The organism is Azotobacter vinelandii CA (genome assembly GCF_000380335.1).
Lineage (GTDB): Bacteria > Pseudomonadota > Gammaproteobacteria > Pseudomonadales > Pseudomonadaceae > Azotobacter > Azotobacter vinelandii.
Map to the genome: position 1 here is coordinate 869,599 of NC_021149.1, position 24,262 is coordinate 893,860.

At 69.4% G+C, this 24,262-nt stretch carries 18 protein-coding genes and 1 pseudogene; 5 read left to right on the forward strand and 14 right to left on the reverse strand.

Going from position 1 to position 24,262, the window contains the following annotated elements; all coding sequences use genetic code 11:
• Positions 1-6 precede the first annotated feature (6 nt).
• The gene (gene aldA / locus AVCA_RS04190) at positions 7-1,440 is read left to right on the forward strand and encodes an aldehyde dehydrogenase (protein ID WP_012699588.1); all 1,434 of its coding nucleotides are present in this window, start codon (positions 7-9) and stop codon (positions 1,438-1,440) included.
• 204 nt (positions 1,441-1,644) lie between these two features.
• On the opposite strand, the gene AVCA_RS04195 is transcribed toward aldA, so the two are convergent.
• From AVCA_RS04195 to AVCA_RS04210, 4 genes are all read right to left on the reverse strand, one after another.
• Positions 1,645-2,190 carry a tetratricopeptide repeat protein gene (locus AVCA_RS04195; protein WP_012699589.1) on the reverse strand — a complete coding sequence of 182 codons (546 nt, stop codon included), beginning with the start codon at positions 2,188-2,190 and terminating at the stop codon, positions 1,645-1,647.
• 347 nt (positions 2,191-2,537) lie between these two features.
• Positions 2,538-3,827 (reverse strand): glutamate-1-semialdehyde 2,1-aminomutase, encoded by a 1,290-nt coding sequence (gene hemL, locus AVCA_RS04200; protein ID WP_012699590.1) that lies wholly within the window; start codon positions 3,825-3,827, stop codon positions 2,538-2,540.
• 55 nt (positions 3,828-3,882) lie between these two features.
• Entirely contained in the window at positions 3,883-4,512 is a 630-nt protein-coding gene (gene thiE, locus AVCA_RS04205) for a thiamine phosphate synthase (protein WP_012699591.1), read from the reverse strand.
• Positions 4,513-4,610: 98 nt separating this feature from the next.
• Complete coding sequence (locus AVCA_RS04210; protein WP_041807505.1) at positions 4,611-5,408, reverse strand: hydroxymethylpyrimidine/phosphomethylpyrimidine kinase; 798 nt, start codon at positions 5,406-5,408, stop codon at positions 4,611-4,613.
• Positions 5,409-5,520: 112 nt separating this feature from the next.
• Here AVCA_RS04210 and AVCA_RS04215 point away from each other — a divergent pair, with 112 nt between their 5' ends.
• The gene (locus AVCA_RS04215; RefSeq protein ID WP_041806925.1) at positions 5,521-7,170 is read left to right on the forward strand and encodes an acyl-CoA dehydrogenase family protein; all 1,650 of its coding nucleotides are present in this window, start codon (positions 5,521-5,523) and stop codon (positions 7,168-7,170) included.
• Positions 7,171-7,180: 10 nt separating this feature from the next.
• Here AVCA_RS04215 and AVCA_RS04220 read toward each other — a convergent pair whose 3' ends face one another.
• The 7 genes from AVCA_RS04220 to AVCA_RS04250 all read right to left on the reverse strand — a co-directional run bounded on the left by AVCA_RS04220 (position 7,181) and on the right by AVCA_RS04250 (position 17,194).
• The gene (locus AVCA_RS04220; RefSeq protein WP_012699594.1) at positions 7,181-8,371 is read right to left on the reverse strand and encodes a type III PLP-dependent enzyme; all 1,191 of its coding nucleotides are present in this window, start codon (positions 8,369-8,371) and stop codon (positions 7,181-7,183) included.
• Positions 8,362-10,122, reverse strand: coding sequence for an IucA/IucC family protein (locus tag AVCA_RS04225; RefSeq protein WP_012699595.1), 1,761 nt, complete (start codon positions 10,120-10,122; stop codon positions 8,362-8,364). Before AVCA_RS04225 ends, AVCA_RS04220 begins: the two co-directional genes overlap by 10 nt.
• Positions 10,119-11,258, reverse strand: coding sequence for an MFS transporter (locus AVCA_RS04230; RefSeq protein ID WP_012699596.1), 1,140 nt, complete (start codon positions 11,256-11,258; stop codon positions 10,119-10,121). The genes AVCA_RS04225 and AVCA_RS04230 overlap by 4 nt, the downstream gene beginning before the upstream one ends.
• A complete protein-coding gene (locus tag AVCA_RS04235; protein ID WP_236616346.1) occupies positions 11,243-13,009 on the reverse strand; it encodes an IucA/IucC family protein in 1,767 nt (588 codons plus the stop codon). The genes AVCA_RS04230 and AVCA_RS04235 overlap by 16 nt, the downstream gene beginning before the upstream one ends.
• An 8-nt stretch (positions 13,010-13,017) precedes the next feature.
• Complete coding sequence (locus tag AVCA_RS04240) at positions 13,018-14,217, reverse strand: siderophore biosynthesis protein PvsA (protein ID WP_012699598.1); 1,200 nt, start codon at positions 14,215-14,217, stop codon at positions 13,018-13,020.
• Between the two features lie 79 nt (positions 14,218-14,296).
• The gene (locus AVCA_RS04245) at positions 14,297-16,411 is read right to left on the reverse strand and encodes a TonB-dependent receptor family protein (protein ID WP_012699599.1); all 2,115 of its coding nucleotides are present in this window, start codon (positions 16,409-16,411) and stop codon (positions 14,297-14,299) included.
• A gap of 6 nt (positions 16,412-16,417) precedes the next feature.
• Positions 16,418-17,194, reverse strand: coding sequence for an HpcH/HpaI aldolase family protein (locus tag AVCA_RS04250; protein ID WP_012699600.1), 777 nt, complete (start codon positions 17,192-17,194; stop codon positions 16,418-16,420).
• Between the two features lie 155 nt (positions 17,195-17,349).
• Between AVCA_RS04250 and amn the strand changes: the two genes are divergently transcribed.
• Positions 17,350-18,846, forward strand: coding sequence for an AMP nucleosidase (gene amn / locus AVCA_RS04255; protein ID WP_175556004.1), 1,497 nt, complete (start codon positions 17,350-17,352; stop codon positions 18,844-18,846).
• A 193-nt stretch (positions 18,847-19,039) separates the two neighbouring features.
• Here the strand turns inward: amn and ureG are convergent, their stop codons facing one another.
• From ureG to ureE, 3 genes are read right to left on the reverse strand one after another with little or no spacing between them, the layout of a single operon-like run.
• Positions 19,040-19,654, reverse strand: a complete 615-nt coding sequence (ureG, locus tag AVCA_RS04260; RefSeq protein WP_012699602.1) for an urease accessory protein UreG — start codon at positions 19,652-19,654, stop codon at positions 19,040-19,042.
• Between the two features lie 15 nt (positions 19,655-19,669).
• Positions 19,670-20,344: an urease accessory protein UreF gene (locus AVCA_RS04265; RefSeq protein WP_012699603.1), complete on the reverse strand. Its 675-nt coding sequence runs from the start codon at positions 20,342-20,344 to the stop codon at positions 19,670-19,672.
• Positions 20,341-20,841, reverse strand: a complete 501-nt coding sequence (gene ureE, locus AVCA_RS04270; RefSeq protein ID WP_012699604.1) for an urease accessory protein UreE — start codon at positions 20,839-20,841, stop codon at positions 20,341-20,343. The genes AVCA_RS04265 and ureE overlap by 4 nt, the downstream gene beginning before the upstream one ends.
• Positions 20,842-21,347: 506 nt before the next feature.
• Here ureE and iolG point away from each other — a divergent pair.
• Both iolG and ltrA read left to right on the forward strand, forming a co-directional pair.
• Entirely contained in the window at positions 21,348-22,358 is a 1,011-nt protein-coding gene (gene iolG, locus AVCA_RS04275) for an inositol 2-dehydrogenase (protein WP_050764345.1), read from the forward strand.
• Positions 22,359-22,849: 491 nt separating this feature from the next.
• Positions 22,850-24,217: pseudogene (gene ltrA, locus AVCA_RS04280) on the forward strand (group II intron reverse transcriptase/maturase).
• The last annotated feature ends 45 nt before the right edge of the window (positions 24,218-24,262 follow it).

Below are 24,262 nucleotides of genomic sequence, written 5' to 3' on the forward strand. Positions count from 1 at the left end.
ATCCGCATGTCTTCGTCCGTACCGGTCCACCGGAACTACATCGATGGCGCCTTCGTCGAGAGCGCGGCGCATCTGGAGGTCTTCAACCCGGCCAACGGCGCCCTGCTGTCCAGGGTACCCGCCGCCAGCGCCGAGGAAGTCGAGCGCGCGCTGGCCGCGGCCCGCGCCGCGCAGAAGGACTGGGCGCGCAAGCCGGCCATCGAGCGCGCCGGCCATCTGCGCCGCATCGCCGCGAAGATCCGCGCCGACGCCGGACGGATCGCCCGCACCATCACCCTGGAGCAGGGCAAGATCGCCAGCCTGGCGGAAGTCGAGGTGAACTTCACCGCCGACTACCTGGACTACATGGCCGAATGGGCGCGGCGCCTGGAAGGCGAGATCATCGCCAGCGACCGTCCCGGCGAGAACATCTTCCTGTTCCGCAAGCCGCTCGGCGTGGTGGCCGGCATCCTGCCGTGGAACTTTCCGTTCTTCCTGATCGCCCGCAAGATGGCGCCGGCGCTGCTTACCGGCAACACCATCGTGGTCAAGCCCAGCGAGGAAACCCCGAACAACTGCTTCGAGTTCGCCCGCCTGGTGGCCGAGACCGACCTGCCGCGCGGCGTGTTCAACGTGGTCTGCGGCGCCGGCCAGGTCGGCGGGGCGCTGAGTTCGCATCCGGGCGTCGACCTGATCAGCTTCACCGGCAGCGTCGAGACCGGCGCGCGGATCATGGCGGCGGCCGCGCCCAACCTGACCAAGCTGAACCTTGAGCTGGGCGGCAAGGCGCCGGCCATCGTGCTCGCCGACGCCGACCTGGAGCTGGCGGTGAAGGCCATCCGCGACTCGCGGATCATCAACAGCGGCCAGGTCTGCAACTGCGCCGAGCGGGTCTACGTCCAGCGCCAGGTGGCGGAGCCGTTCATCGAGCGGATCGCCGCGGCCATGGCGGCCACCCGCTACGGCGACCCGCTCGCCGAGCCGGAGGTGGAGATGGGGCCGCTGATCAACCGCCTGGGGCTGGAGAAGATCGACGCCAAGGTGCGCACCGCCCTGGCCCAGGGCGCCACCCTGGTCACCGGCGGCGCCATCGCCGAGCGTCCGGGCCATCATTACCAGCCCACGGTGCTGACCGGTTGCCGGGCCGACACGAGGATCATGCGCGAGGAAATCTTCGGCCCGGTGCTGCCGATCCAGATCGTCGACGACCTCGACGAAGCCATTGCCCTGGCCAACGACTGCGAGTACGGCCTGACCTCCTCGGTGTTCACCCGCGACCTGAACAAGGCCATGCACGCCCTGCGCGAGCTGGACTTCGGCGAGACCTACATCAACCGCGAGCACTTCGAGGCGATGCAGGGCTTCCACGCCGGGGTGCGCAAGTCCGGCATCGGCGGTGCGGACGGCAAGCACGGGCTCTACGAATACACCCATACCCATGTGGTGTACCTGCAGAGCTGAGGGCGGGCGGTAGTCCGGCGCGGCGCCAGGGGCCTGGGCAACGCCTGCGAGGCGCGGCGCAGGCGGCAGCGGGCGGGCCGCCCGGCCAGCCCCTGGCGGCGCGTGAAAAGACGCCGGTCGCATTTCCCGCATGGCCGTCGGCCGCTTCCGAATGGACGATTCGTGGCCCGCAAGTGGCCGGCGGGCGAGCCCCGCCGCGGGCGTTCAGGGCAGCGGCGAGAACGGCGAGCGGCCCTCGAGGGCCTGCAGTTCCATGAGGTAGTTGCGGAAGATCTGGCCGAGCACCTGGGTGGCGGCCTCCAGCTCGTCGCCGCTCATCCGCTCGGCGACCTGGTCGGCGCTGTCCAGGGCATCCTCGGAGCCGTTCACCGCGGCCATCTTCAGCACTATATAAGCCTGCACCATGTTGGCCGGTACGCCCTCGCCGTGGAAGAACATCAGCCCCAGGCGGTACTGGGCCTCGGCGTGGCCCTTGAGCGAAGCCTGTTCGAACCAGTGCAGCGCGCGGGCCAGGTCGCGCGGGGTGCGCTTGCCGTCGTAGTAGAACTCGCCCAGTTCGTATTCGGCCTGCGGGTCGCCGTCCTGCGCGGCCTGTTCGCAGCGCGACAGCGCCGCCGGCAGTTCCTCGGCCGGACTGTCCAGGGTGCAGCTGCCCGGCGCCGGGATCAGCAGGGTGTTCTCCCCGGCCATGACCGGCAAGGAAAAAGAACATAGCAACAGGCAACCCAGGGTCAGGTTACGGCGGATCATGGAATCGCTGCGCCTCGAGTCGGAGCGGGCGGAGTAGCCCGGCCGGCGAAGTGTGCCGGCCGCCACATTATGAATAAGCGGCGCGGGCCTTACAAAGCCTTTGGCTGTGCAAAAACTGCCGCGCCCGGCCATACCGCGCTGAATCGGGCCCGGCGGCCGCTCGCGGCCGACGCGCTTCGGTGCGGCCCGGAAGGGGCGAGCGGAGCGAGTCGTGTTCATTCACCATGCGTGAACTCCGCTTCTTCGCTCGATTTCGCCTTGCTCGACCTTCGCTCGCCAGGTTTCGCACGGCCTGTGCCTTTGCCGCCCCCGGAACGGGAAAACCGCCGGGGGCGCCAGCGGGTCGTTCAGGCCTTGGCGAGAGTGGCGAAGGCGCGCTCGGCGGCCTCGAGGGTGATCGACAGCTCCGTCTCGCCATGGACGATGGAGGTGAAGCCGGCCTCGAAGGCGGAGGGCGCCAGATAGACGCCGCCGTCGAGCATCAGGTGGAAGAAGCGCTTGAAGCGCTCGGCGTCGCTGGCCATCACGTCGGCGAAGGTGACGATCTCGTCGGCGCCGCTGAAGTACAGGCCGAACATGCCGCCCGCCTGGGTGGTGACGAAGGGGATGCCGGCGGCGTCGGCGCGTTCCTGCAGGCCCTGCAGCAGGCGGCCGGTGTACTCGGCGAGTTCCCGGTGGAAGCCCGGCCGGCCGATCAGCTTGAGGGTGGTCAGGCCCGCGGCCATGGCCAGCGGATTGCCGGAAAGGGTACCGGCCTGGTAGACCGGGCCGAGCGGGGCGATGCATTCCATGATCGCCCGCTTGCCGCCGAAGCAGCCGACCGGCATGCCGCCGCCGACGATCTTGCCGAAGGTCGAGAGGTCCGGGGTGACCCCGTAGTGCGCCTGGGCGCCGCCCAGGGCGACGCGGAAGCCGGTCATCACCTCGTCGAAGATCAGCACCACGCCGTGCTGGTCGCACTGCGCGCGCAGTCCTTCGAGGAAGCCCGGCGCCGGCGGCACGCAGTTCATGTTACCGGCCACCGGCTCGACGATGATGCAGGCGATCTCCCGGCCGACCTCGGCGAGGGTCTTTTCCACCGCGCCCAGGTCGTTGTAGGGCAGGGTCAGGGTGTGCTTGGCGAAGGCCGCCGGCACGCCGGGGGAGCTGGGCACGCCGAGGGTCAGGGCGCCGGAACCGGCCTTGACCAGCAGGCTGTCGGAGTGGCCGTGGTAGCAGCCCTCGAACTTGATGATGCTGTCGCGGCCGGTGTAGCCGCGGGCCAGGCGGATCGCGCTCATGGTCGCCTCGGTACCGGAGCTGACCATGCGCACCATGTCCATCGACGGCACCAGCGAGCAGACCAGTTCGGCCATCTCGGTTTCCAGCGCGGTCGGCGCGCCGTAGGAGAGGCCGTGCTCCAGTTGCCGGCGCACCGCTTCGAGCACGTCCGGGTGGGCATGGCCGAGGATCATCGGGCCCCAGGAGCCGACGTAGTCGACATAGCGCTTGTCGTCCTCGTCGATCACGTAGGCGCCTTCGGCGTGCTTGAAGAACAGCGGGGTGCCGCCGACGCCGCGGAAGGCGCGCACCGGCGAGTTGACGCCGCCGGGGATGTGCTTCTGGGCGTTGGCGAAGAGGGTTTCGGAACGGGACATGTGGGCCTCGCGAGCAAGGGCGGCGCCGCACGGCGGGCGCCGCCGGGAGGGAGAGTCAGGTGTCGGCGAACAACTGGCCGAAGGCGCGCGCGCGCTGTTCGACCTCGGCGGCGTTCGCGGCGGCGAACAGCGCGTTGATCACCGCGATCATGGCGGCGCCGCGGCGGATCAGTTCCGGCGCATTGTCCAGGGTCACGCCGCCGATGGCCACCAGCGGCTGGGGAAAGCGCGCGCGGGCCCGTTCCAGCAGTTCGAGGCTAGCCGGCGGCGCGCCGGGCTTGGTCGAGGAGTCGAAGAAGCGGCCGAAGGCCAGGTAGCTGGCGCCGTCGGCGGCGGCCTGTTCGGCCAGTTCCAGTTGGCCGTGGCAGGTGGCGCCGATGATCGCCTTGGGGCCGAGCAGGGCGCGGGCGGCCGACAGCGAGCCGTCCTGCTGGCCCAGGTGCAGGCCGACGCCCAGGCGCGCGGCCAGCTCCAGGTCGTCGTTGACGATCAACTGCGCGCCGTAGCGCAGGCAGAGATCGCGCAGCGCCTCGGCCTCGCGCAGGCGGCGGGCGTCCTCGTCGGACTTGTCGCGATACTGCAGCAAGCGGGCGCCGCCCCTGAGCGCGGCTTCGACGTAGGGCAGCAGCCTGCCGTCGGCGAGCAACCGGCTGTCGGTGATGGCGTAGAGACCGCGTAGTTTCATGGTGGATTCGCCTCGTCTGCGAATGGCCGGCGGAAGTTCGCCGGGGTGACCCGGCAGAGTCAAGCCGATGCGCCCGTTCCGCGCCAGGCGCCGCCGGATCAGTTGGCGAAATCCAGCGGCAGGCGGCGCGGCAGGTACTGGCCGCGGCCCGGCGCCTCGGCGTCGCGCAGGGTGCGCCAGGTGTAGTCGAGCGCCGAACGCACCGCACTGGCCAGTTCCTCGCCGAGGGCCAGGCGTCCGGCCAGGGCGCTGGCCAGGGTGCAGCCGGAGCCGTGGTAGCTGCCCGGCAGGCGCACGCAGGTGAAGGTCTGCCGGTCGCCGTCCCGCGCATACAGGCGGTTGTGCACCTCGCTCTCGTCGCCATGACCGCCGGTGATCAGCAGGTGCTCGCAGTGTTCGAGCAGCCGCTCGGCGCAGGCATCGGCGCTGCCCTCCGGCAGTTCGGCGAGCAGGCGCGCCTCCGGCAGGTTCGGGGTGGCGATGCGGCACAGCGGCAGCAGGCGCTCGCGGATCGCCTGGGCGACCTCGTCGCGGCCCAGCGCGCCGCCGCCGCCGGCGCGCAGCACCGGGTCGCAGACCAGCGGCACGCCGGGCCGGCGACGGACGATTCCGGTCACGGTATCGACCATTTCCAGCGAGCCGAGCATGCCCAGCTTGATCGCGGCGACCGGCAGGTCGGCGATCACCGCCTCGGCCTGGGCCAGCACCCAGGCGGGGTCGAGCACGCGGAAGTCGCTGACGTCGCGGGTGTCCTGCACGGTCAGCGCGGTGACCGCCGGCGCGGCATGGCAGCCCTGGGCGAGCAGGGCCTCGATGTCCGCCTGCAGGCCGGCGCCGCCACTGGGGTCGTGGCCGGACAGGCAGAGGACGATGGGACGGGAGTTGGGCGTGTTCATGGCCTGCGAGCTTACCATTTAATCGTCCGTGTCGAGTCCCCGTCGGATGCCCCTGCCGCAACGGATCGCGCGTGCTTCACTCAAGGAGCAAGCGTCGTCGAGGAGCGCCGTCATGGACCTGCACCAGTACGCCGAGACCCACGAGGTGACCAACCAGGTGCCGCCCCTGGACGGCGCCAATCTCTACCGCATCGACCGACCGTTGCAGGAGTGGCTGCGCCGCTACGACGGCGGCTGGGCGGAGCGCCGCCTGGACGACTACGGTGCGCTGGCCGGCGGGCCGCTGCTGGCGGCGGGCTTCGCCGCCAACGAGAACCGGCCGCTGCTGCGCAGCCACGACCGCTACGGCCACCGCATCGACCAGGTGGATTTCCACCCGGCCTATCACGAGCTGATGCGCGCGGCCATCGCCCATGGCCTGCCGGTGCTGCCCTGGCGCGAGCCACGGCCCGGCGCCCAGGTCGCCCGTGCCGGGCTGATGTACCTGCACAATCAGGTCGAGGCCGGCACCGCCTGTCCGCTGACCATGACCTTCGCCAGCGTGGCGGCGCTGCGCCGCCAGCCGGAGATCGCCGAAAGCTGGCTGCCCAGGGTACTGGCCGGCGAATACGATCCGCGCAACCTGCCGGTCGAGCGCAAGGGCGGCGCCACCCTGGGCATGGCGATGACCGAGAAGCAGGGCGGCACCGATGTGCGCGCCAACAGCACGCGCGCCTGGCCGGTCGGTGCCGCGGGGCCGGGGCAGGCCTACGAACTGCTCGGCCACAAGTGGTTCTGCTCGGCGCCGATGAGCGATGCCTTCCTCACCCTGGCCTGGAGCGACGGCGGGCTGTCCTGCTTCCTGCTGCCGCGCCACCGCCCGGACGGCCGGCGCAACGAGTTCTATATCCAGCGCCTGAAGAACAAGCTGGGCAACTGGTCGAACGCCTCCGCCGAGGTGGAGTACCGTGGCGCCCTGGCCTGGATGATCGGCGAGGAGGGGCGCGGCGTGCCGACCATCCTGGAGATGGTCGGCCTGACCCGTTTCGACTGCATGATCGGCTCCAGTGCGCTGATGCGCCAGGCGCTAACCCAGGCCCTGCACCACTGCGCGCACCGCCTGGTCGGCGGCCAGGTGCTGAGCGAGCACGCGCTGATGCAGAACGTGCTGGCCGACCTGGCCCTGGAGAGCGAGGCCGCGCTGGCCCTGACCCTGCGCCTGGCGCGGGCGCTCGATCATGCCGAGGACGAAAGCGAGCGCTCGCTCGCCCGGCTGCTCACCGCGATCGGCAAGTACTGGATCTGCAAGCGCGCCCCGGAAATGATCGGCGAGGCCGCCGAGTGCCTGGGCGGCGCCGGCTACGTCGAGGAGAGCATCCTGCCGCGGCTGTACCGCGAGGCGCCGGTCAACTCCATCTGGGAGGGCTCGGGCAACGTGCAGTGCCTGGACGTGCTGCGCGTGCTCGGCAAGGAACCGGAGGCGCTGGAGGTGCTGTTCGACGAGCTGGACGGCGGCCATGGCGACGCGCGGCTCAAGGCGCGCATCGAATGGCTGCGCAAGGCGCTGGCCGACCGCACCGAGATCCACTACTGCGCCCGCCGGCTGGTCGAGGAGCTGGCCGTGACCCTGCAGGCCGGGCTGCTACTGGAAGCCGGCAACGCGGCGGTGTCGGACGCCTTCATCCACAGCCGCCTCGGCGAGGGCGGCCGGGTCTACGGCACCCTGCCGCGCGGCCTGGACGTGGCCGGGCTGCTGGCGCGCAGCGCGCCGCAGCCCGGCTAGCCGGCCGGCTTCAGGCTTCGAGGAACAGCATCCGCGGCGGCTCGTGCATCAGAAAGTGCTGGTGCGAGATGTTCCAGGCGTAGGCGCCGGCCAGGGGGAACACCAGCAGGTCGCCGACCGCCAGGGCGGCCACCGGCTGCTGACGGGCCAGCACGTCCTTGGGCGTGCACAACTGGCCGACCAGGGTCACCGGCTGGTTTTCCAGCTCGGCCGGGCGCTCGCCGCGCAGCACCACGAAGGGATGGTCGTGGCCCTGGGCCGCCGGGGTGCGGAAGTGGTGGGTGCCGCCGCGGGCCACGGCGAAGTACTGGCCGTGGTTGCGCTTGATGTCCAGCACTTCCATCAGGTAGTAGCCGCAGGCGGCGGCGAGGAAGCGGCCGATCTCGAAGCGGATGCGCGTGCCGGCCATGCCTTCCTCGGCGATCAGCGCGGCCAGCCCTGCGCAGAAGCCCGGCCAGTCGAAGGAGCGGGCGTGGTCCCGGTAATCGATGCCCATGCCGCCGCCGACGTTGAGCAGTTTCAGATCCAGGCCGTGGCGCGCGTTCAACTGGCGGAAGCAGCGGAAGTAGCTGCGCATCAGTTGCAGGTGGGCGGCGCTGTCCAACTGATGGGAGAGCAGGTGGAAGTGCAGGCCCTGAAGCTCCAGCCAGGGCTCGCCGGCGAGCAGCGCCAGGGCTTCGTCCAGGGCCTCCTCGTCGAGGCCGAAGGGGGTCGGCTTGCCGCCCATCACCAGGCGGCTGTCCGGCGCCTCGTCGAGCTTGAGGTTGAGTCGCAGCAGCAGCGGGGCCGGACGGCCGTGGGCCTTGGCGACGACCGCCAGGCGGCGCAACTCGCCGATGCTCTCGACGTGGAAGGCGGAGATCCCGCAGTCCATGGCGGCGGCCAGTTCGCTGTCCAGCTTGCCGGGACCGCCGAAGATCAGCGGCTTGTCCGGATGGCATTCGTGGAGCCAGCGCAGTTCGCCGCCGGAGGCTGCCTCGAAGCCGTCGACCCAGGGCGCCAGGCTGCGCAGGATCGGTGCCTCGGGGTTGGCCTTGGCGGCGTAGAACAGCTCGCAGCCGGCCGGCAGCGCCGCGCGCAGGGCGCGGGCGTGGCGCGCCAGCGCCGGCAGGTCGTAGACATAGGCGCACAACGGCTCGGAATGGAAACGGCGCAGGCCGGCGATGGCCTGCTGGACGGAGGCGGGCAGGTTCATCGGCATTCTCCATGGCAGGTGGCGGTCAGCGGGTTGGGCAGGGCGGTGTAGCCGGCCTCGCGGTCGGCCTTCATCAGCAGGCGGGTCATGAAGTTTTCCTTGCTCGGCAGGGGCGCGCCGGCGCACAGCTCGCGCAGCGCCCGCGGATCGCCGAGCGGTGCGCGCCGGGCTTCGAGGAGATCGGCGATTTCGCGCCACAGGCGTTCCTCCAGCGCCACATCGCCGTCCGCCAGATGGAACACGGCCTCGCCGAGGTTGTTGACCAGGCTGCAGTAGGCGACCCGTTTCCAGGCCTTGTCGGCGTCGTAGTAAAGCGAGGCGCGGGTGCGCGCGTCGAGGTGGGCGAGGCGCTCGGCCGGCCAGTGCTCGGGGACCAGCTTGGTGCCTTCCAGGTCGCGGACCCACACGCGGCAGGGCAGGCCTTGCGCGTCGAAGCCGAGCAGGGTGTTCTGCAGGTGCGGTTCGAGCGCCACGCCGTGACGGAACAGGCAGTGCAGCGAGCCGCCGAGCAGCAGTCCGGCGTAGGCGCGCAGCCAGCGCAACGCGGCTTCGGCCTGGTCCACGCCGAGTTGCGCCGCGCAATGCGCGACCGGCGCCTGGCAGGCGCTGATGCCGTCCAGGGTCCAGGTGAACAGGGCCATGGCGACCCGTGGCTGGTAGCGCGCGCGGCTGGCCGCATCGAGGTTCTGCCGGTAGAGGATGCCGAAGCACTCGGTGACCTCGCGGGCCTCCTCCGCGCTGCCGTGGGCGGACAGGTCCAGAGTGCTGGCGGCCGGCTCGGGCATCAGCGCGAAGCCCGGCTGGCTGTCGGTCAGTTCGCGCATCAGCGGACCGAGCAGGCCGGTCAGGGCCACCGCGCTGTCCAGTTCGTACCAGGCGTTCTTGCGCACGCAGTTGGTCAGCCGCACATGGATCGAGAACTTCAGGAAATGGCTCAATGCCGGGTGGTAGAGGGTGCGCACCGAGGAGGTCGGGTAGAGCGCCAGGCCCTGCGGACCGAGGTATTCCAGCAGGCCGAGGTCGCGCACCCGGCGGACCAGCGGGTCGGCCAGCAGCCGGGAAACCTCCCAGGGATGGCAGGGGTAGAGGTCGTCGGCGCCGGCGATCCGGGCGAGCAGGCCGCGCGGGTCGTCGCCCTGGTGGCGGATCAGCGCCGGATCGACACGGAACCAGTGCAGCGGGAACTGCGCGCCGACCTCCGGCGAGCAGGCCAGCAGGTCGGCCTCGGAGACGCCGTCGCGGCTTTTCGGCGTCGGGTGCAGGGCATGGCCCCAGACCTGGCCCTGCTCGGAGCGCAGGAGCGTGTCTGCCTGATCGTGGTTGGCGGCGCGGGCGTGGGTGAGGAAGGCGCGGGTGATGCGCAGGCTGTTGTCGATCTGTTCGAGCAGCTCGCCGTGGCGTTCCGGGCCGTTCAGCGGGGCGAGCAGCAGGCGCGCCAGTTCGGTGGCGTCCAGCGGCCGCCAGCCCTGGTCGTGGCCCTTGAAGTAGGGCGGACTGACGAAGCGGCAGCGGCCGAGCACGCTGGCGCGGTCGGCGAGCAGCGCCAGGCGGCTGCCGTCGGCCAGCCGGATGCCGACGCAGCGGCCTTCGGCGTGGCGCAGGCTCATGGGCAGGTCCGGCGCCCGGCTGTCGAGGCTCGCCTCGCCGCGCGGCAGGGCGTACTCGCGCAGGTAGCAGTTGAGCAGGCAGTCGATGGCGTGGCGCTGGGCCTCGCCGTCCAGGGTGCGTTCGTAGGGAGAGCGGGCGACACGGATCATGGGGCAATCTCCGGCGAGCGTAAGGATTGGGTCATGGCCAGCGCGGCGAGCGCGGCCAGGCAGGCGATCAGGAAGGGCATGGCGATGCCGTAGCGCTGGCAGGCCAGGCCGGCGACCAGGCCGGCGGCGGTGCCGGCCCACTTGCCGCTGGCGTCATACCAGCTGAACAGCCGGCCGGCGCCGCCGGCGCGGCGCCGCGCGGCGAGGCAGCGGTGCAGGCCGACGAAGGCGAGCAGCATGCCCAGCCCGGCGAGCAGGCGCAGGGCGAACAGCAGCTCGGCCGGCAGGCGCAGGAACTGCAGCAGGTTGCCGAGCGCCAGCAGGGCGAGCCCGGCCGGCAGCAGCGGGCCGTTCCTGCGCTGGACCCAGGGCAGGGCGAGCAGGTAGACCAGGTGCGGCAGGCTGTAGAGCAGGCCGATCAGCGCGTCGTTGCTCACCCCTAGAGCCTCGCCGTAGGGCACGAAGTAGGGGAAGGTCACCACCATGGCGAAGCTGAACAGGAACTGCACGGCGAGCAGGCGCGGCAGGTCCGCCGGCAGTTCGCCGGCAGCCGGGTTGCCGTCCGCGCTTCGTGCCTCGGCGCGCGGCGCATCGGCCGGCAGCGGCAGGACCAGCAGGAAGGCGACCAGCGGCAGCCAGGCCAGATAGCGGTACATCTCGATCCCCAGGCCGGCGCCGGCCAGCAGGCCGACCAACACCGGACCGCTGAGCATCGCCAGGCGCGCCGAGTACTGGGTCAGGTCGAGGGCGCGCGACAGGCCTTTGCCGTCGAGCTGGGTCGCCAGGTAGGCGTTCGACGCCGCCATGGCGCCGCCGAAGGTGCCCTGGACGATCAGCGCGAGGGTGAAGACCGTCAGGTTCGGGCTGAACCCGGCGAGCAAAAAGCCGGCGGCGAGGCCGGCGTGGGCGCGCAGCAGCGACAGCCGACAGCCGTGGCGGTCGGCCAGGCGCCCCCAGAGCGGCGCCGCCAGCGCGGTGCAGAGCGTCGGCAGCACGTAGAGCGCGCCGATGCTCCAGGTCGGCGCCGCGCTGCCGAGGTCGGCGAGGATGCGCGGCAGGAACAGCGGCGCACCCAGGGCGGTGAAGGCCGACAGGTAGTGGCCGAGCAGGACGCTGGCGGTCAGGCGCCGGGACATGGGGCCGCATCCTGCAGGAAGTTCGCCGCGCTGTAGCCGTAGAACTTGTTGATGTCGGCCGCGCCGGAGCGCTCCTTGCTGAACAGGCTGCCGGCGCTGAGCAGGTATTTCACCGGTAGTTTCGGGGCGTCGAGCAGGAAGCGGCGCGCCTCCTCGACGGCGATGCCCTCGTCCTCCAGCGCATCCAGGCAGGCGCGCAGGCGCTGGCGCAGGCAGGCGTAGAGCGCCTCGCGCCCGGCCAGGCCGGCTTCGGCGACGGCTTCCAGCGGCGCGACGATGTTCAGTTGCAGGGTGATGGTGCAGAACATCTCCGCCAAGGGCTGCACGCCGTCGACGCGGATCCGCTCGTCGCGCAGCTCGGCCAGACGCGGCGCCAGGTCCGCGCAGGCGGCGGCGAAGCGCGCCGGCCAGAGCCGCGCGGCGTCGTTGTCCTTCATCAACAGGCGCAGCGGGCGGCCGGCCTCGAAGAGCAGCACGGCGTTCTGCTGGTTGGCCTCCAGGGCGATGCCGTAGCGCAGCCAGAGACGCAGGTGCACGCCGAGCAGCAGGTCGAGGTAGTCCCGCCACCAGGCCATCGGGTCGCCGCCGTGGAAGCGCTCGACCAGCGCCTCGACCAGCAGCCGGCCGTCGGGCAGCCGGCTGGCCAGGGCGGCGACCGGCACCAGGCTCGCCCGCTCCAGGCCCGTCGGGTAGCGGCGCACGATGTAGGCCAGGTGGCGCTCGCCGGCGGCATGCCCGCCGTGTTGCTCGTCGACGTGCAGGTAGCGCGCGCCGAGCCGGGCGTCGCGGGCGGCGAGGGTTTCGAGGACGGTCTGGAACCAGTGGCCGTCGTACAGGGTGCTCGGCTTGATCAGGCGCAGGTTGCGCGCGCCCAGGGTACGCACCAGCAGCGGCAGCTTGATGTGGCAGCGCGGCTCGGCGACGCACAGCACGGTGCGCACCGAGAGGGTCGGCTCCACCTCCAGGGCGCCGTGCGGCGCGCGCAGGCAGCCTTCCGGCAGGCCGTGGGCGTCCAGCTCGGGCCAGGTCAGCGGATGCACCGGCAGCAGCGCGTGGCTCTCCTCCAGCGCCGGGTCCAGGCCGACTTCGGCGAAGCCCGGCCAGAGCGCCGGCGGCGCGCTGGGCCGCTCGAGGAGCGTCCTGGGCACGGCCAGCCAGTTGAGACGAAAGCGCGGCGCGAACTCCGGGGCGTAGCCCTGCAGGGCCGAGGCGCCGAAGCCGCTCTTGGCCCGCGCGGTGGGGTAGAAGGGGTGGTCCAGGTAGCTGGCCAGGCGGTCGATGCCGAGCAGGCGCCGGCCCCAGTCCGCTTCCGCGAGAATCTCGCCCAGTTCGCTGGCGTGCGCGCTGTACGCCTCGCGGCACAGCCGACGGTGCTCGACCGCGCAGTCGGCTTCCTCGATGTAGTCGGCGAACAGCGCCAGGCTCTCGGCGTCCAGGCCGCTGGCCAGATGCTCGAGCCAGCGCCGGTAGCCCTGCTCCAGACGCACGCTGTCGCCCTCGCGGCGCAGCCAGCGGTCGCCGACCGCGCTCCAGTCCTGCAGCGGCGCGCCGCGGCGCACCGGCAGCCAGAGTTCGCCGCAGCCCAGGTGGTCGATGCACAGCCAGTCCGGCTGTGCCGGCTGCGGCCAGTGGACGGCCAGCTCCGCCGGCAGGGCGCCCGGCCGTGCCCGGCCGAGCAGGTCGCGGATGTTCTCGCGCAGGCAGCAGTCGAGGATGCGCTGGCCGATGGCCGCGCGGTCGTGATTCGTCATGTCGAGGTTCATGCCAGCTCCCAGCGCAGGTCGCTGCGCACGGCATCGAAGCGTGCCGCGAGGGCGGCCGCGTCGGGGGCGATCAGGCGCAGCACGCCCAGGTAGTCCTTGTTCGAGTTGCTCAGGCGGATCTCTTCGCCGACCTCGCGCAGCGCGCAGTAGTCGACCCAATGGCCGTCGCCTTCGTCGCGAAAGCTCGGGCTGGCCGCCAGCAGACGGCCGGCGCGCGGGGCGACCAGGTAGTGCACCAGGGCTTCGGCGCTGCTGCTTTGGTTGTCGGCCAGGGTGCCGCCCAGGTGCAGGTCGAGGATGCGTTCGAACCAGCCCTGCGGCAGCAGGCGGTCGAGGAGGAATTCGCGGCCGTCGCCGATGCTGCGGTAGTTGATCTCCACCAGCACCGGGCCGTCGGCGGTGAGGATGAATTCGCTGTGGCAGACGCCGAAGTCGACCCCGAAGGCGGCGACCTGGGCCAGCGCGGCGTTACGTGCCGCCCGACCCAGCGGGCCGTTCCAGCGCGCCTCCAGCTCGACGAAGTGCGGCGGTGACGAGAGGGTCACGTCGAAGCCGCCGATGGCCTGCAGGCGCTGGCCGTCGCCGAGGGTCTCCAGGGTGAACAGCGGTCCTTCCAGGTAGGCTTCGAGCAGCAGCGCGCGGTTCGGCTGGCGCTGCCAGAAGGCTTCGCAGTAGGCGGCCAGTTCGCCGGCGTCGCGGCACAACTGCACGTCCAGGCTGGCGACGCCCTCGCGCGGCTTGGCCACCAGCGGGAAGGGGGCGTCCGCCGGCAGCGCCGCGCCGGGGGTCAGCACCCGGAACCAGGGGCCGGGAAGGCCGAGGCGCTGCAGGCGCTCGCGCATCTCCGCCTTGTTCTTCGCCGCGTGGCAGGTCCGCCAGTCCTTGCCGGGGCAGTCGAAGGCTTCGGCCACCAGGGCGCAACTGGTCTGCAGGTGATCGCTGTTGGAGAACACCGCCAGCGGGCGTTGCCCATGGGCGTGCAGCGACTCGATCACCGCCAGCGGGTTGAAGACGTCGCATTCGAGGATCTCCAGCCCGTCGACCGAAACCCCGGCCTCGGCCAGATGGCGCCAATGCCCCTGGGCATGGTCGGTGATGAGCAGCAGCGGATGCCCGCGCCGCTGCGCGGCAGGCAGGAAGCCTTCGCAGACGGCATGGGTGGCGACGTGACTGAGAATGACGAAAGGCCTTTGCATGGACGTTCTCCGGGCAGGAGCCGTCCGGCCGTGAGGCTGGACGACGATGCCTGCGGTGCGGTTGAGGTGAGGGCGGGTCCTAGAAGCGGTAGTTGGCGGCGACCGTGACGGCGCGGCCGGGCGCCGGCTGGCGGCCCATGGGGCTGGTGTCGATGCCGCGGAAGTAGTACTCGCGGTCGAACAGGTTGCTGACGCCGACCGAGGTGGTCAGCTCGCTTTCCTTGAGCTTGAACTTGCGTTCCAGCGAGGTGTTCCAGATCCAGTAGGAGGGCAGTTCGCCATAGGAGCCGGTGGCGTTCTCCTCGCGGTGGTTGGCGTCGTCCGAATAGGCTTCGCTGACGTACAGGCCGTCCAGGGTATAGGTCCAGCCCTCGGCGAAGCGCCAGCGGGCGTCGACGTTGAACTGGCTCTGCGAGGCGTAGGGCACCTCGTTGCCTTCGTACTGGCCGGTGCGGATCTTGGCGTCGAGGAAGGCGTAGCTGGCGTGCAGGTCGAGATTCGGCATGGCCGCCGGGGTCCAGAACAGCTCGGTCTCGAAGCCCTGCTGACGGGTGCTGCCGACGTTCTTCCAGGCGCCGTCCTGGAACAGGATCTGGTCGTCGAAGTCGATGCGGTACAGGTTGAAGTCGTAGCGCAGGTTCGGCAGGGGCGTGTAGCGGAAGCCGACCTCGTAGTTCCAGGCGACCTCGGAACTCACGTCGCCGTCGTAGACGATGGTGGTGATCTGCGGCACGCGCAGCGAACGCTGGGCGTTGGCGAAGAGGAACCACTCGTCGGTCATCTGGTAGCCCATGGTCAGGCCGGGCAGCCATTCGTCGTCGAGGTTTTCGGTCTTCTTGCCGGTGACCGCGTCCGAATAGTCCTGGTGCACGCGTTCGTGGCGGATGCCGGGGGTGATGGTCAGGCGGCCGTCGAGCATGCTGATGGCGTTGCTGATGTAGGTGGCCTTGCCTTCGGTGTCGAAGTCCCAGTCGCGGACGGTGTCCACCGCGCCGGTCCTCAGGTTTTCCCGGTAGACCTCGAATTCCGTGTCCTCGCGGACGTAGCGGCCGCCGATCAGCCAGGTCTGGTTCACCTTGTCGCCGTAGATGGTGAAGCTCAGGCGCGGTTCGAGTCCCCAGACCCTGTAGTCGCGGGGCGCGTCCTGCAGGTAGGCCGGCGGATTCGCCGGGTTGAACGTCCTGGCGGCGTCGAGGCCGACGTAGTAGTTGCGGTAGTCGTGGTGGCCGAAGCCGGTGAAGCTGAATTCCACGTCGTCGGCGAAGCCGATGCTGCCCAGGTACTGCTTGTAGGTGCCCCACAGGCGGTCGGTGTCGCCCTCGAAGCGGTCGAGGTTGCGGGTCGAGTCGCGGCGGTCCTTGTCGTAGTCCTTCTTGCTGAGGGCACCGGCCAGGTCCTGGTCGGCGTCGTAGCGCTGGATGCCGAAGCTCAGGCTGCGGTTCTCGTCGATGTCCCACTGGCCGCGCAGGCGGATGTTCTCGACGTCGGTGTCGGAGTGGTCGCGCTCGTAGTGGCCGCTCTTGGCGTCGTACTCGAAGAACAGGCCGAGGCTGTCGGTGACCCTGCCGCCGGTACTGAAGTAGGTGTCGAACAGTTGGTGGCCGCCTTCGTAGAAGGTAATGCGCTCGGCCAGATTGTTCTCCCACTCCTTGGGAATCGGCTTGCTGATGAAGTTGATCACCCCGCCGACGTTGTTCGGGCCGTACTGCACCGCGGCGCCGCCGCGCACGATGTCGATCCGGTCGACGGTCGCCAGGGTCTGCGGGAACAGCGACAGGCTGGTCTGGCCGTAGGGCGACAGGGACAGCGGGATACCGTCGGAGAGCACCTGCACGCGGCCGCTGCGGCTCTCGTAGAGGCCGCGCACGGAGATCTGCGGCAGCACGCCGGTACCGGTCTCGTCGAAGATCTTCACGCCCGGCACGCGCTGCAGCGCGTCGTCCAGGCCGCGCACGCTGGCCTTCTCCAGGTCTTCGGCCTTGACCACGCTGCGGCTGCCGGCGTAGGTGCGGACCTCCTCGTCGGTGGCTTGTCCGAGCACGTCGCCCTTGATCATGGTGGCGGAGAGCGAGACCTCCTCTTCCCTGGAGGTCCCGTTTTCCTGTCGCTCTTCGGCGAGCGCAGGCTGGGCGAAAGCCACGGCCACGGCCAGCAGGCTGAAACGCCAGTTGCACTGGCGAGTGTTGATCTTCATGGATAGTCAGACTTCTGTGGGTGATTGGAAACTGTTCAGGCGATTTTTCAGCGCGGCGAGCAGCAGGCCGCGGTCCTCGCCGGCGAGGAAGCTCCTGATGCCCTGGCCGCGCCAGTGGCGGATCTGTTCGGGGGTGCGCGGGTTGGCGCAGAAGGGCACGCCGGCGGCGGCGCAGGCGGCGGCCATCGACTGCAGCGCTTCCCAGACCCGCGGGTGGGTCGGATCGGGGCCGAGTCGCAGGTCCAGGGCCAGGTCGAGGGCGCCCTCCAGGAGCATGCCGATCCCCGGCAGGGCGAGGATTTCCGGCAGGGCCGCGAGGCCGGCAGCGCTTTCGATCATCGGCACGATGCGCGGCTCGTCGTTGGCCCGCTCGATGTAGTCCGCCAGGGCCAGGGCGCCGAAGCCGGTGACCCGGCCTCCGCTGATGCCGCGCCGGCCGCGGGGCGGGAACCAGGCGGCGGCGACGGCCCGCTCGACTTCCGCGGCGCTTTCCACGCGCGGCAGCACGATGGCCTCGACGCCGGCGTCCAGGGCCCGGCCGATCAGCTTTTCGTCCACTTCGGGCAGGCGCAGCCAGGGGGCGATGCCGGCGCTTTCGCAGGCGCGCAGGCAGTGCATCAGCTCGTCCCCGGAGCGCAGCAGGTGCTCCATGTCGAGAATCACGAAGTGATAGCCGGCGGCGGCGATCATTTCGCAGAGCAGGGGAGAGGGGACCGAATTGAGCAAGCCGAAGACTTCGTCGCCCTGGCGCAGCCGGGCGAACACATGGGGCTTTCTGATCATGATTCCATTTGTGTATGTATACTTGTATTAATGAGAATTGTTATTGCTTTGATAGGCAGGAGTCAAGCGTTCGGATCGGTATTTCGTACATCGCGGTGAGTCGTTCCCGTCGCCGCCGCTAACGCCCGGCGGGCAAATCCGGGCAAGATAGGCCGTTGAACAAGACAGAGAGTCCGATCGTGAATACCGACACCGAATCCTTCGTCGTCGCGGCCACTCCCGAGGAGGCGGTGGAGCGCCTCGCCGCCCTGCACCAGCGCGCCACGTCCGCCCTGCGCCAGGCGCTCAAGCGCTACCTGGCCGAGCGGGTCGAGCCGGATGCCGCGCAGCGCCACCTGTTCCGCTATCCCGAACTGCGCCTGACCCACCTGCCGCAGGGCCAGGTGCCCTTCACCGTGCGGGCCTTCGCCAAGGTCCAGACACCGGGCGTCTACAGCGTCACCGTGACCCAGCCGCAGGCCTTCCGCCGCTACCTGCTCGACCAGTTGCGCCCGTTGATGAACGAATTCGACGTGCAGGTCGAGGTCGGCGTGGGGGTGCAGGACATCCCCTATCCCTATGTGGTGGAGCAGGGCGACGAACTGGGCGGTTCGGGCGTCACCGCCGCCGAGCTGGCGCGGGTCTTCCCCAGCACCGACCTGGCCGCGGCCTCCGACGACGTCGCCGACGGCCTGCTCGCCTGGGCCGGCGCCGAGTCCTTCCCGCTGGCGCTGTTCGACGCGGCGCGGGTGGACTTCTCGCTGCGCCGCCTGGTGCACTACACCGGCAGCGACTGGCGTCATGTGCAGCCGTGGATTCTTCTGACCAACTACCACCGCTACGTCGACCAGTTCGTCCGCCACGGCCTCGAATGCCTGCGCGAGGATGGCCGCTTCGTGCGTCTGGTGCTGCCCGGCAACGTGACGATCGAGCGCGGCATGGGCGAGGACGAGGCCCAGGCGCTGGTCGAGGGCGTGCTCTGGCACCGCTACCAGATGCCGGCCTACCACCTGATCGCCGAGGACGGTCACGGCATCACCCTGGTGAACATCGGCGTCGGCCCGTCGAACGCCAAGAACGTCACCGACCACCTGGCGGTACTGCGTCCGCACTGCTGGCTGATGATCGGCCACTGCGGCGGCCTGCGGCAGTCGCAGACCATCGGCGACTACGTGCTGGCGCACGCCTACATGCGCCGCGACGGCATCCTCGACCGGGTGCTGCCGCCGCACATCCCGCTGCCGGCCCTGGCCGAGGTGCAGCAGGCGCTGCAGGAAGCCGCCGCGCAGATCACCGGCGAGCAGGGCGAGGCGCTCAAGCGTCGGCTGCGCACCGGCACCGTGCTGACCTACGACGACCGCAACTGGGAACTGCGCTGGGCCCAGGAGCGGCCGCTGATCAACCTCTCGAGGGCGGTGGCGGTGGACATGGAGAGCGGCACCATCGCCGCCCAGGGCTATCGCCTGCGGGTGCCCTACGGCACCCTGCTGTGCGTCTCGGACAAGCCGCTGCACAGCGAGATCAAGCTGCCCGGCGCGGCGAACGCCTTCTACGAGCGGGCGGTGAGCCAGCACCTGCGCATCGGTATCGCCGCCCTCGACCTGTTGCGCGGCCAGCTCGACACCCTGCATTCGCGCAAGCTGCGCAGCTTCGACGAGCCGCCGTTCCGCTGAGTGCCGCGGCCTGCAGCCGTAGGGTGGAAAACGACCGCAGGTCTTTTCCACCTGCCGGCCATGGAGGCGCTTGTGGTGGAAAACGCCATGCGGTTTTCCATGGGGTGGCCATCTACCCTGCCCGAGCTGGTGGGCAAGGCTTCGCCGTTGCCCACCCTACGCGTGCACGGGGCGGGAAACCGCCTCGGCAGGCTCAGGCCACGCCGAGCATGCCCTGCTTTTCGATGAAGGCGACGATCGTCTCGAGACCCTGGCCGGTCTTCTGGTTGCTGAACACGAACGGCCGCTCGCCGCGCATCTTGCGCGCGTCGCGTTCCATCACCTCCAGCGAGGCGCCGACCAGGGGCGCCAGGTCGATCTTGTTGATCACCAGCAGGTCCGACTTGCAGATTCCCGGACCGCCCTTGCGCGGCAGCTTGTCGCCGGCGGAAACGTCGATCACGTAGAGGGTCAGGTCGGAGAGTTCCGGGCTGAAGGTGGCGGAGAGGTTGTCGCCGCCGGACTCCACGAGGATCAGGTCGAGGCCGGGGAAGCGCCGGTTGAGTCGTTCGACCGCCTCCAGGTTGATCGAGGCGTCCTCGCGGATCGCCGTGTGCGGACAGCCGCCGGTTTCCACGCCGATGATCCGTTCCGGCGCCAGCGCCTCGTTGCGCACCAGGAACTCGGCGTCCTCCTGGGTGTAGATGTCGTTGGTCACCACGGCGAGCTCGTAGCGCCCGCGCAGGGCCCGGCACAGCGCCAGGGTCAGGGCGGTCTTGCCGGAGCCGACCGGGCCGCCGATGCCGACGCGCAGGGGTTGGCTGTTCATGCTGGTTCTCTCCTGTCAGGAACGGAAAAGGCGGCTGTACTGCCGCTCGTGGGCCATGCTCGCCAGAGTCAGGCCGAAGGCTACGGTGCCCCAGTCGTCGGGCGCGTGCGCGCAGGCCGTGCGTTGCGCCTGCCCGAGCGCGGGGAGCAGGGCCGAAGTCAGACGCTGGGCGGCCTGCTGGCCGAGCGGCAGGCTCTTCATCAGCACCGCCAACTGGTTCTCCAGCCAGCTCCACAGCCAGGCGGCGAGGGCGTCCTCGGGGGCGATGCCCCAGGCGCGCGCCGCCAGCGCCCAGGCCGGCGCCAGGCCCGGCTCGACGAGCCGCGCGAAAACGGCGCGGGAGGGCTCGTCCAGTTCCGGCAGGTCCTCCAGCAACTGGCGCAGGGAAAAGCCCATCTGCCGGCTCTCCAGATGCAGCTCGCGGGTTTCGCGGCTGGCGCGGTGGCGTTCGGCGAGCGCTTCCAGCGCCGTCCAGTCGCCGTCCGCGGCTGCCCTGCACTGGGCCAGCAGCAGCGGCGCTTCGAAGCGGGCGAGATTGAGCAGCAACTGGTCTTCCAGCCAGCGCCGGGCCGTCGGCGGATCGCACACCAGGCCACGCTCGATCGCCAGTTCCAGGCCCTGGGAATAGCTGTAGCCGCCGATCGGCAGTTGCGGGCTGGCGAGCCTCAGCAACGCCCACATGCCATTCATTTGCGCACGCCGAATTGATGCAGCTTCGGCGCGTAGCTGAATTCGGCCTCGCCGCCGTGGGAGTGATGGTGGCCGCCGCCGTAGGCGCCGTGCTCGGGCTGGAAGGGCGCCTCGACGGTTTCGACCCGGGCGCCGAGCTGCCGCAGCATGTCCTCCAGTACGTAGTCGTCGAGCAGGCGCAACCAGCCGTCGCCGATCTGCAGGGCGACATGGCGGTTGCCCAGGTGGTAGGCGGCGCGGGTCAGTTCGAAGGCGTTGGCGCAGGCGACGTGCAGCAGCCGCTCGGGACGGGCGCGCACGCGCACCAGGCGGCCGTCGTCGGCCAGCAGGAAATCGCCGTCGGCCAGCGGCGGCTGGCCGCGTTCGAGGAACAGGCCGACGTCCTCGCCGGCGGTGGTGAAGCAGCGCAGGCGGCTCTTGCTGCGCGCCTCGAGGCTCAGTTCCAGTTCGGCGTCCCACTCGGGGCGTGCCGTGGTGCGCTGGCGAATCATCAGCATGGGCGGATTTCCGTCGCAGGTCGGTCATCGAGCGACTGTAGGGCCAAGCGATGCGCTTTTCCACCGGGGGCGCGCTGCGTCCGGGTCCGATCCGGATGTGACGGACGACCACGGCGGACGGCGTCCTTCTCCTCCGTCATCCCCGGCGAGGCATCGGGTGGGCAGAGGACCACCCTGCATGAGGTTTTCTTGAGGTTTTTATGCGCTTTTACAAGGCGTATCCGATGCTAGTCTGCTGTCCATGGAGCGCGTTCGGGCGAATGCTTGCCACGCGCCGGGACGACAAGAGTCGATGAATGGGGACTGCCGGATTCCATTTCGCCGGGCATTGAAATCGATATCCGCCCGACGATCGGGTCAGGTCTTTCAGTGCCGGAAGAACAGGATTGTTTCTTCGCGCCTCGTTCGTCGGATCGACTGGTTTCTCCCCGGCCGTCGTTCGGGAGACGAAGAAAAAGCCCTTCGCCGAAGCGACTACTGACGAAGTCCATTCCTGGAGCAGAAGAATGATAAGAATAGCCGTCCTCGGTGCCGGACGTATCGGAAAGATCCATGCGGCAAACGTGGCGGGCAATCCGCGCGCCGAACTGGTCGTCGTCGCGGACCCGTTCGCCGAAGCGGCCGGTGCCCTGGCCGAACGTTACAAGTGCGATCCGTCCACGGATTGCGAAGCCGCCATCGACCGTGAAGATGTCGACGCCATCATTATCGGGACGCCTACCGACACGCACCTGGATTATCTGTTGCGTGCCGTCGGCAAGGGCAAGGCGGTCATGTGCGAAAAGCCCGTCGATAGGGATATCGCGAGAAGCCGGGCGGCGGTCGAAGAGATCGAGCGACTGAGCGGCAGGGTCATGATGGCCTTCAATCGCCGCTTCGATCCGACCTCCCGGGAGTTTCGCGCGGCAATCGATGCGGGGGAGATCGGCGAGATCCGCCAGGTCATCATCACCAGCCGCGACCCGGAACTGCCACCGGAAGACTACCTCAGGCATTCGGGCGGGATCTTCCGGGACATGGTCATTCACGATTTCGACTTCGCTCGATTCCTTCTGGGGGAGGAGCCCGTCGAAATCATGGCCATGGCTGGCCGTCTGGTCGATCCCGGACTGGAGAAAATACCGGATTTCGATACCGTCATGGTGCAGATGCGCACGGCCTCCGGCAAACAGTGCCATATCAACTGCTGTCGTTCCGCGGTGTATGGCTACGACCAGCGTTTCGAAGCGTTCGGCTCCGTGGGCATGTTGCTTCAGGACAATCTTCGTCCGACTACCATCCGCCGCTGGAACAGTACCCAGACCGATGCGCGCGAACCGTTGCTGAACTTTTTCCTGCAACGCTACCAGGAGTCTTACCAGGCCGAGCTGGAGCATTTCATTTCCGCGCTCGAGGCCGGTACGGCCATGCCTGTCACGGTACGGGACGGGCTGATCGCCTCCTGGCTGGCGGAGTGCGCCTACGAGTCGATCCGAACGGGGCGCGCCGTCCGGGTCCAGCCCTCTTCGAGGAACTGAATCCCATCGATCCCGTGTTTATTGCGTGACTGTGCTGAAAGTGCTTGGTCAACCCTTCTCGCCCGCTCGATAGCGGGCTTTTTTTTGGTGCGCCCAGCATGGGCGCACTCCTGCGGGTGCAAGTCCCGCCATGAGCTGGTCACAGCGAATGAAGCGAAGCGCAACTGCGTGAGGGCGACCGAGCGTGGGGAGGAAGCGCGGAGCGTAAATCGTGAGCCGATGAACAAGAACCGCATAGAAGGCGCTGCCGAGCAGGGCAAGCGGGCCAGTAACCGCGAAGCTCTTGTGACCAAGGCGAGGTGGCGTAGATGCGGCGGTTGTGCGGTGAAGGAGTGCGTTCTTACCTGGTGAGATCTCGCCTCATGCCTGAAAGGGCGACGGTGTCGAGCCGGAGCGAGAAGTCAGCAGAGGTCGTAGTAGCCGCAGTAGCGGGGCCGCAGAGGCCAGATGCGAACCGGTGAAGGACCGAACGAGAGGAAGTGTTGGAAACGATGTCGATGTCGGAGGCCATGCACCAGAAGCCCGCGTGCGCGGGGCGGCATGCCGCAGGCCAGGGTGAAGCCCCGGCCAAGGTATCCCGTGGTGAAGCCGAAGGCCCGCGACATGAGATGGAAGGCACAGGGTCGGCGCTGCTGGAAGCGGCGCTGACGCGAGAGAACCTGCGGCAAGCGTTCAAGCGGGTGCGAGCCAACCGGGGATCGGCGGGCGTGGACGGTCTGGACATCGACCAGACGGCGCGCAAGCTGGTGACCGAGTGGCCTGCGATCCGGGAGCAATTGCTGCGGGGGACGTACCGGCCCAGTCCGGTACGGCGGGTGATGATTCCGAAGCCGGATGGGAGCCAACGAGAATTGGGTATTCCGACGGTGACGGATAGACTGATTCAGCAGGCGTTGTTGCAAGTGCTGCAACTGCTGCTTGATCCGAGCTTCAGTGAGCACAGCTACGGGTTCAGGCCCGGAAGACGGGCGCATGACGCGGTGTTGGCCGCGCAATCGTTCGTGCAGTCGGGCCGGTGGATAGTGGTGGACGTGGACCTGGAGAAATTCTTCGACCGGGTCAACCACGACATTCTGATCGACCGCCTACGCAAACGCATCGACGACGCGGGAGTCATCCGGCTGATTCGTGCGTACCTGAACGCGGGGATCATGGATGGCGGGGTGGTCATCGAGCGGGACCAGGGGACGCCGCAAGGCGGGCCGCTGTCGCCGCTGTTGGCCAACGTCCTGCTCGACGAGGTGGACCGGGCGCTGGAGCGGCGGGGCCATTGCTTCGTGCGCTACGCCGATGACTGCAACGTGTACGTACGCAGTCGGCGGGCGGGCGAGCGGGTGATGAATCTGCTGCGCAAGCTGTACGGCCGGCTCAAGCTGAGGGTCAACGAAGCCAAGAGCGCGGTGGCCAGTGCGTTCGGCCGCAAGTTCCTGGGGTATGCCTTCTGGGCAGCGCCGAAGGGACAGGTCAAGCGCAAAGTGGCGGCCAAGCCGTTGGCGACGTTCAAGCAGCGGATCAGGCAACTGACGCGGCGCAGCGGTGGGCGCAGCATGGCGCAAGTCGTGCAGGAGCTGCGTCCGTATGTGCTGGGCTGGAAGGCTTACTTCGGACTGTCGTAGACACCGAGAGTCTGGCGTTCGCTGGGCGAATGGCTGCGGCATCGGTTGCGTGCCGTCCAGCTCAAACAGTGGAAACGCGGCAAGACCCTGTTTCGGGAACTGCGCGCCCTGGGGGCCAGCCACGAGGTGGCGCAACGGATCGCGGCCAACAGCCGCCGATGGTGGCGCAACAGCGGCAAGCTCCTGAACAGCGTGCTCAACCTGGCGTGGTTCGACCGGCTTGGCCTACCCCGACTCGCCTGACCTCAACCTCTCGAACCGCCCGGTGCGGACCCGCATGCCGGGTGG

Bases quoted from the DNA above. Each gene is read 5' to 3' on its own strand.
- ureG (WP_012699602.1), bottom strand. From the start codon at position 19,654: ATGAACAGCCAACCCCTGCGCGTCGGCATCGGCGGCCCGGTCGGCTCC.
- ureE (WP_012699604.1), bottom strand. From the start codon at position 20,841: ATGCTGATGATTCGCCAGCGCACCACGGCACGCCCCGAGTGGGACGCC.
- AVCA_RS04220 (WP_012699594.1), bottom strand. From the start codon at position 8,371: ATGCCGATGAACCTGCCCGCCTCCGTCCAGCAGGCCATCGCCGGCCTG.
- AVCA_RS04265 (WP_012699603.1), bottom strand. From the start codon at position 20,344: ATGAATGGCATGTGGGCGTTGCTGAGGCTCGCCAGCCCGCAACTGCCG.
- hemL (WP_012699590.1), bottom strand. From the start codon at position 3,827: ATGTCCCGTTCCGAAACCCTCTTCGCCAACGCCCAGAAGCACATCCCC.
- AVCA_RS04245 (WP_012699599.1), bottom strand. From the start codon at position 16,411: ATGAAGATCAACACTCGCCAGTGCAACTGGCGTTTCAGCCTGCTGGCC.
- AVCA_RS04250 (WP_012699600.1), bottom strand. From the start codon at position 17,194: ATGATCAGAAAGCCCCATGTGTTCGCCCGGCTGCGCCAGGGCGACGAA.
- AVCA_RS04235 (WP_236616346.1), bottom strand. From the start codon at position 13,009: ATGACGAATCACGACCGCGCGGCCATCGGCCAGCGCATCCTCGACTGC.
- AVCA_RS04225 (WP_012699595.1), bottom strand. From the start codon at position 10,122: ATGATCCGTGTCGCCCGCTCTCCCTACGAACGCACCCTGGACGGCGAG.
- AVCA_RS04230 (WP_012699596.1), bottom strand. From the start codon at position 11,258: ATGTCCCGGCGCCTGACCGCCAGCGTCCTGCTCGGCCACTACCTGTCG.
- AVCA_RS04195 (WP_012699589.1), bottom strand. From the start codon at position 2,190: ATGATCCGCCGTAACCTGACCCTGGGTTGCCTGTTGCTATGTTCTTTT.
- AVCA_RS04240 (WP_012699598.1), bottom strand. From the start codon at position 14,217: ATGCAAAGGCCTTTCGTCATTCTCAGTCACGTCGCCACCCATGCCGTC.
- iolG (WP_050764345.1), top strand. From the start codon at position 21,348: ATGATAAGAATAGCCGTCCTCGGTGCCGGACGTATCGGAAAGATCCAT.
- thiE (WP_012699591.1), bottom strand. From the start codon at position 4,512: ATGAAACTACGCGGTCTCTACGCCATCACCGACAGCCGGTTGCTCGCC.
- aldA (WP_012699588.1), top strand. From the start codon at position 7: ATGTCTTCGTCCGTACCGGTCCACCGGAACTACATCGATGGCGCCTTC.
- AVCA_RS04215 (WP_041806925.1), top strand. From the start codon at position 5,521: ATGGACCTGCACCAGTACGCCGAGACCCACGAGGTGACCAACCAGGTG.
- AVCA_RS04210 (WP_041807505.1), bottom strand. From the start codon at position 5,408: ATGAACACGCCCAACTCCCGTCCCATCGTCCTCTGCCTGTCCGGCCAC.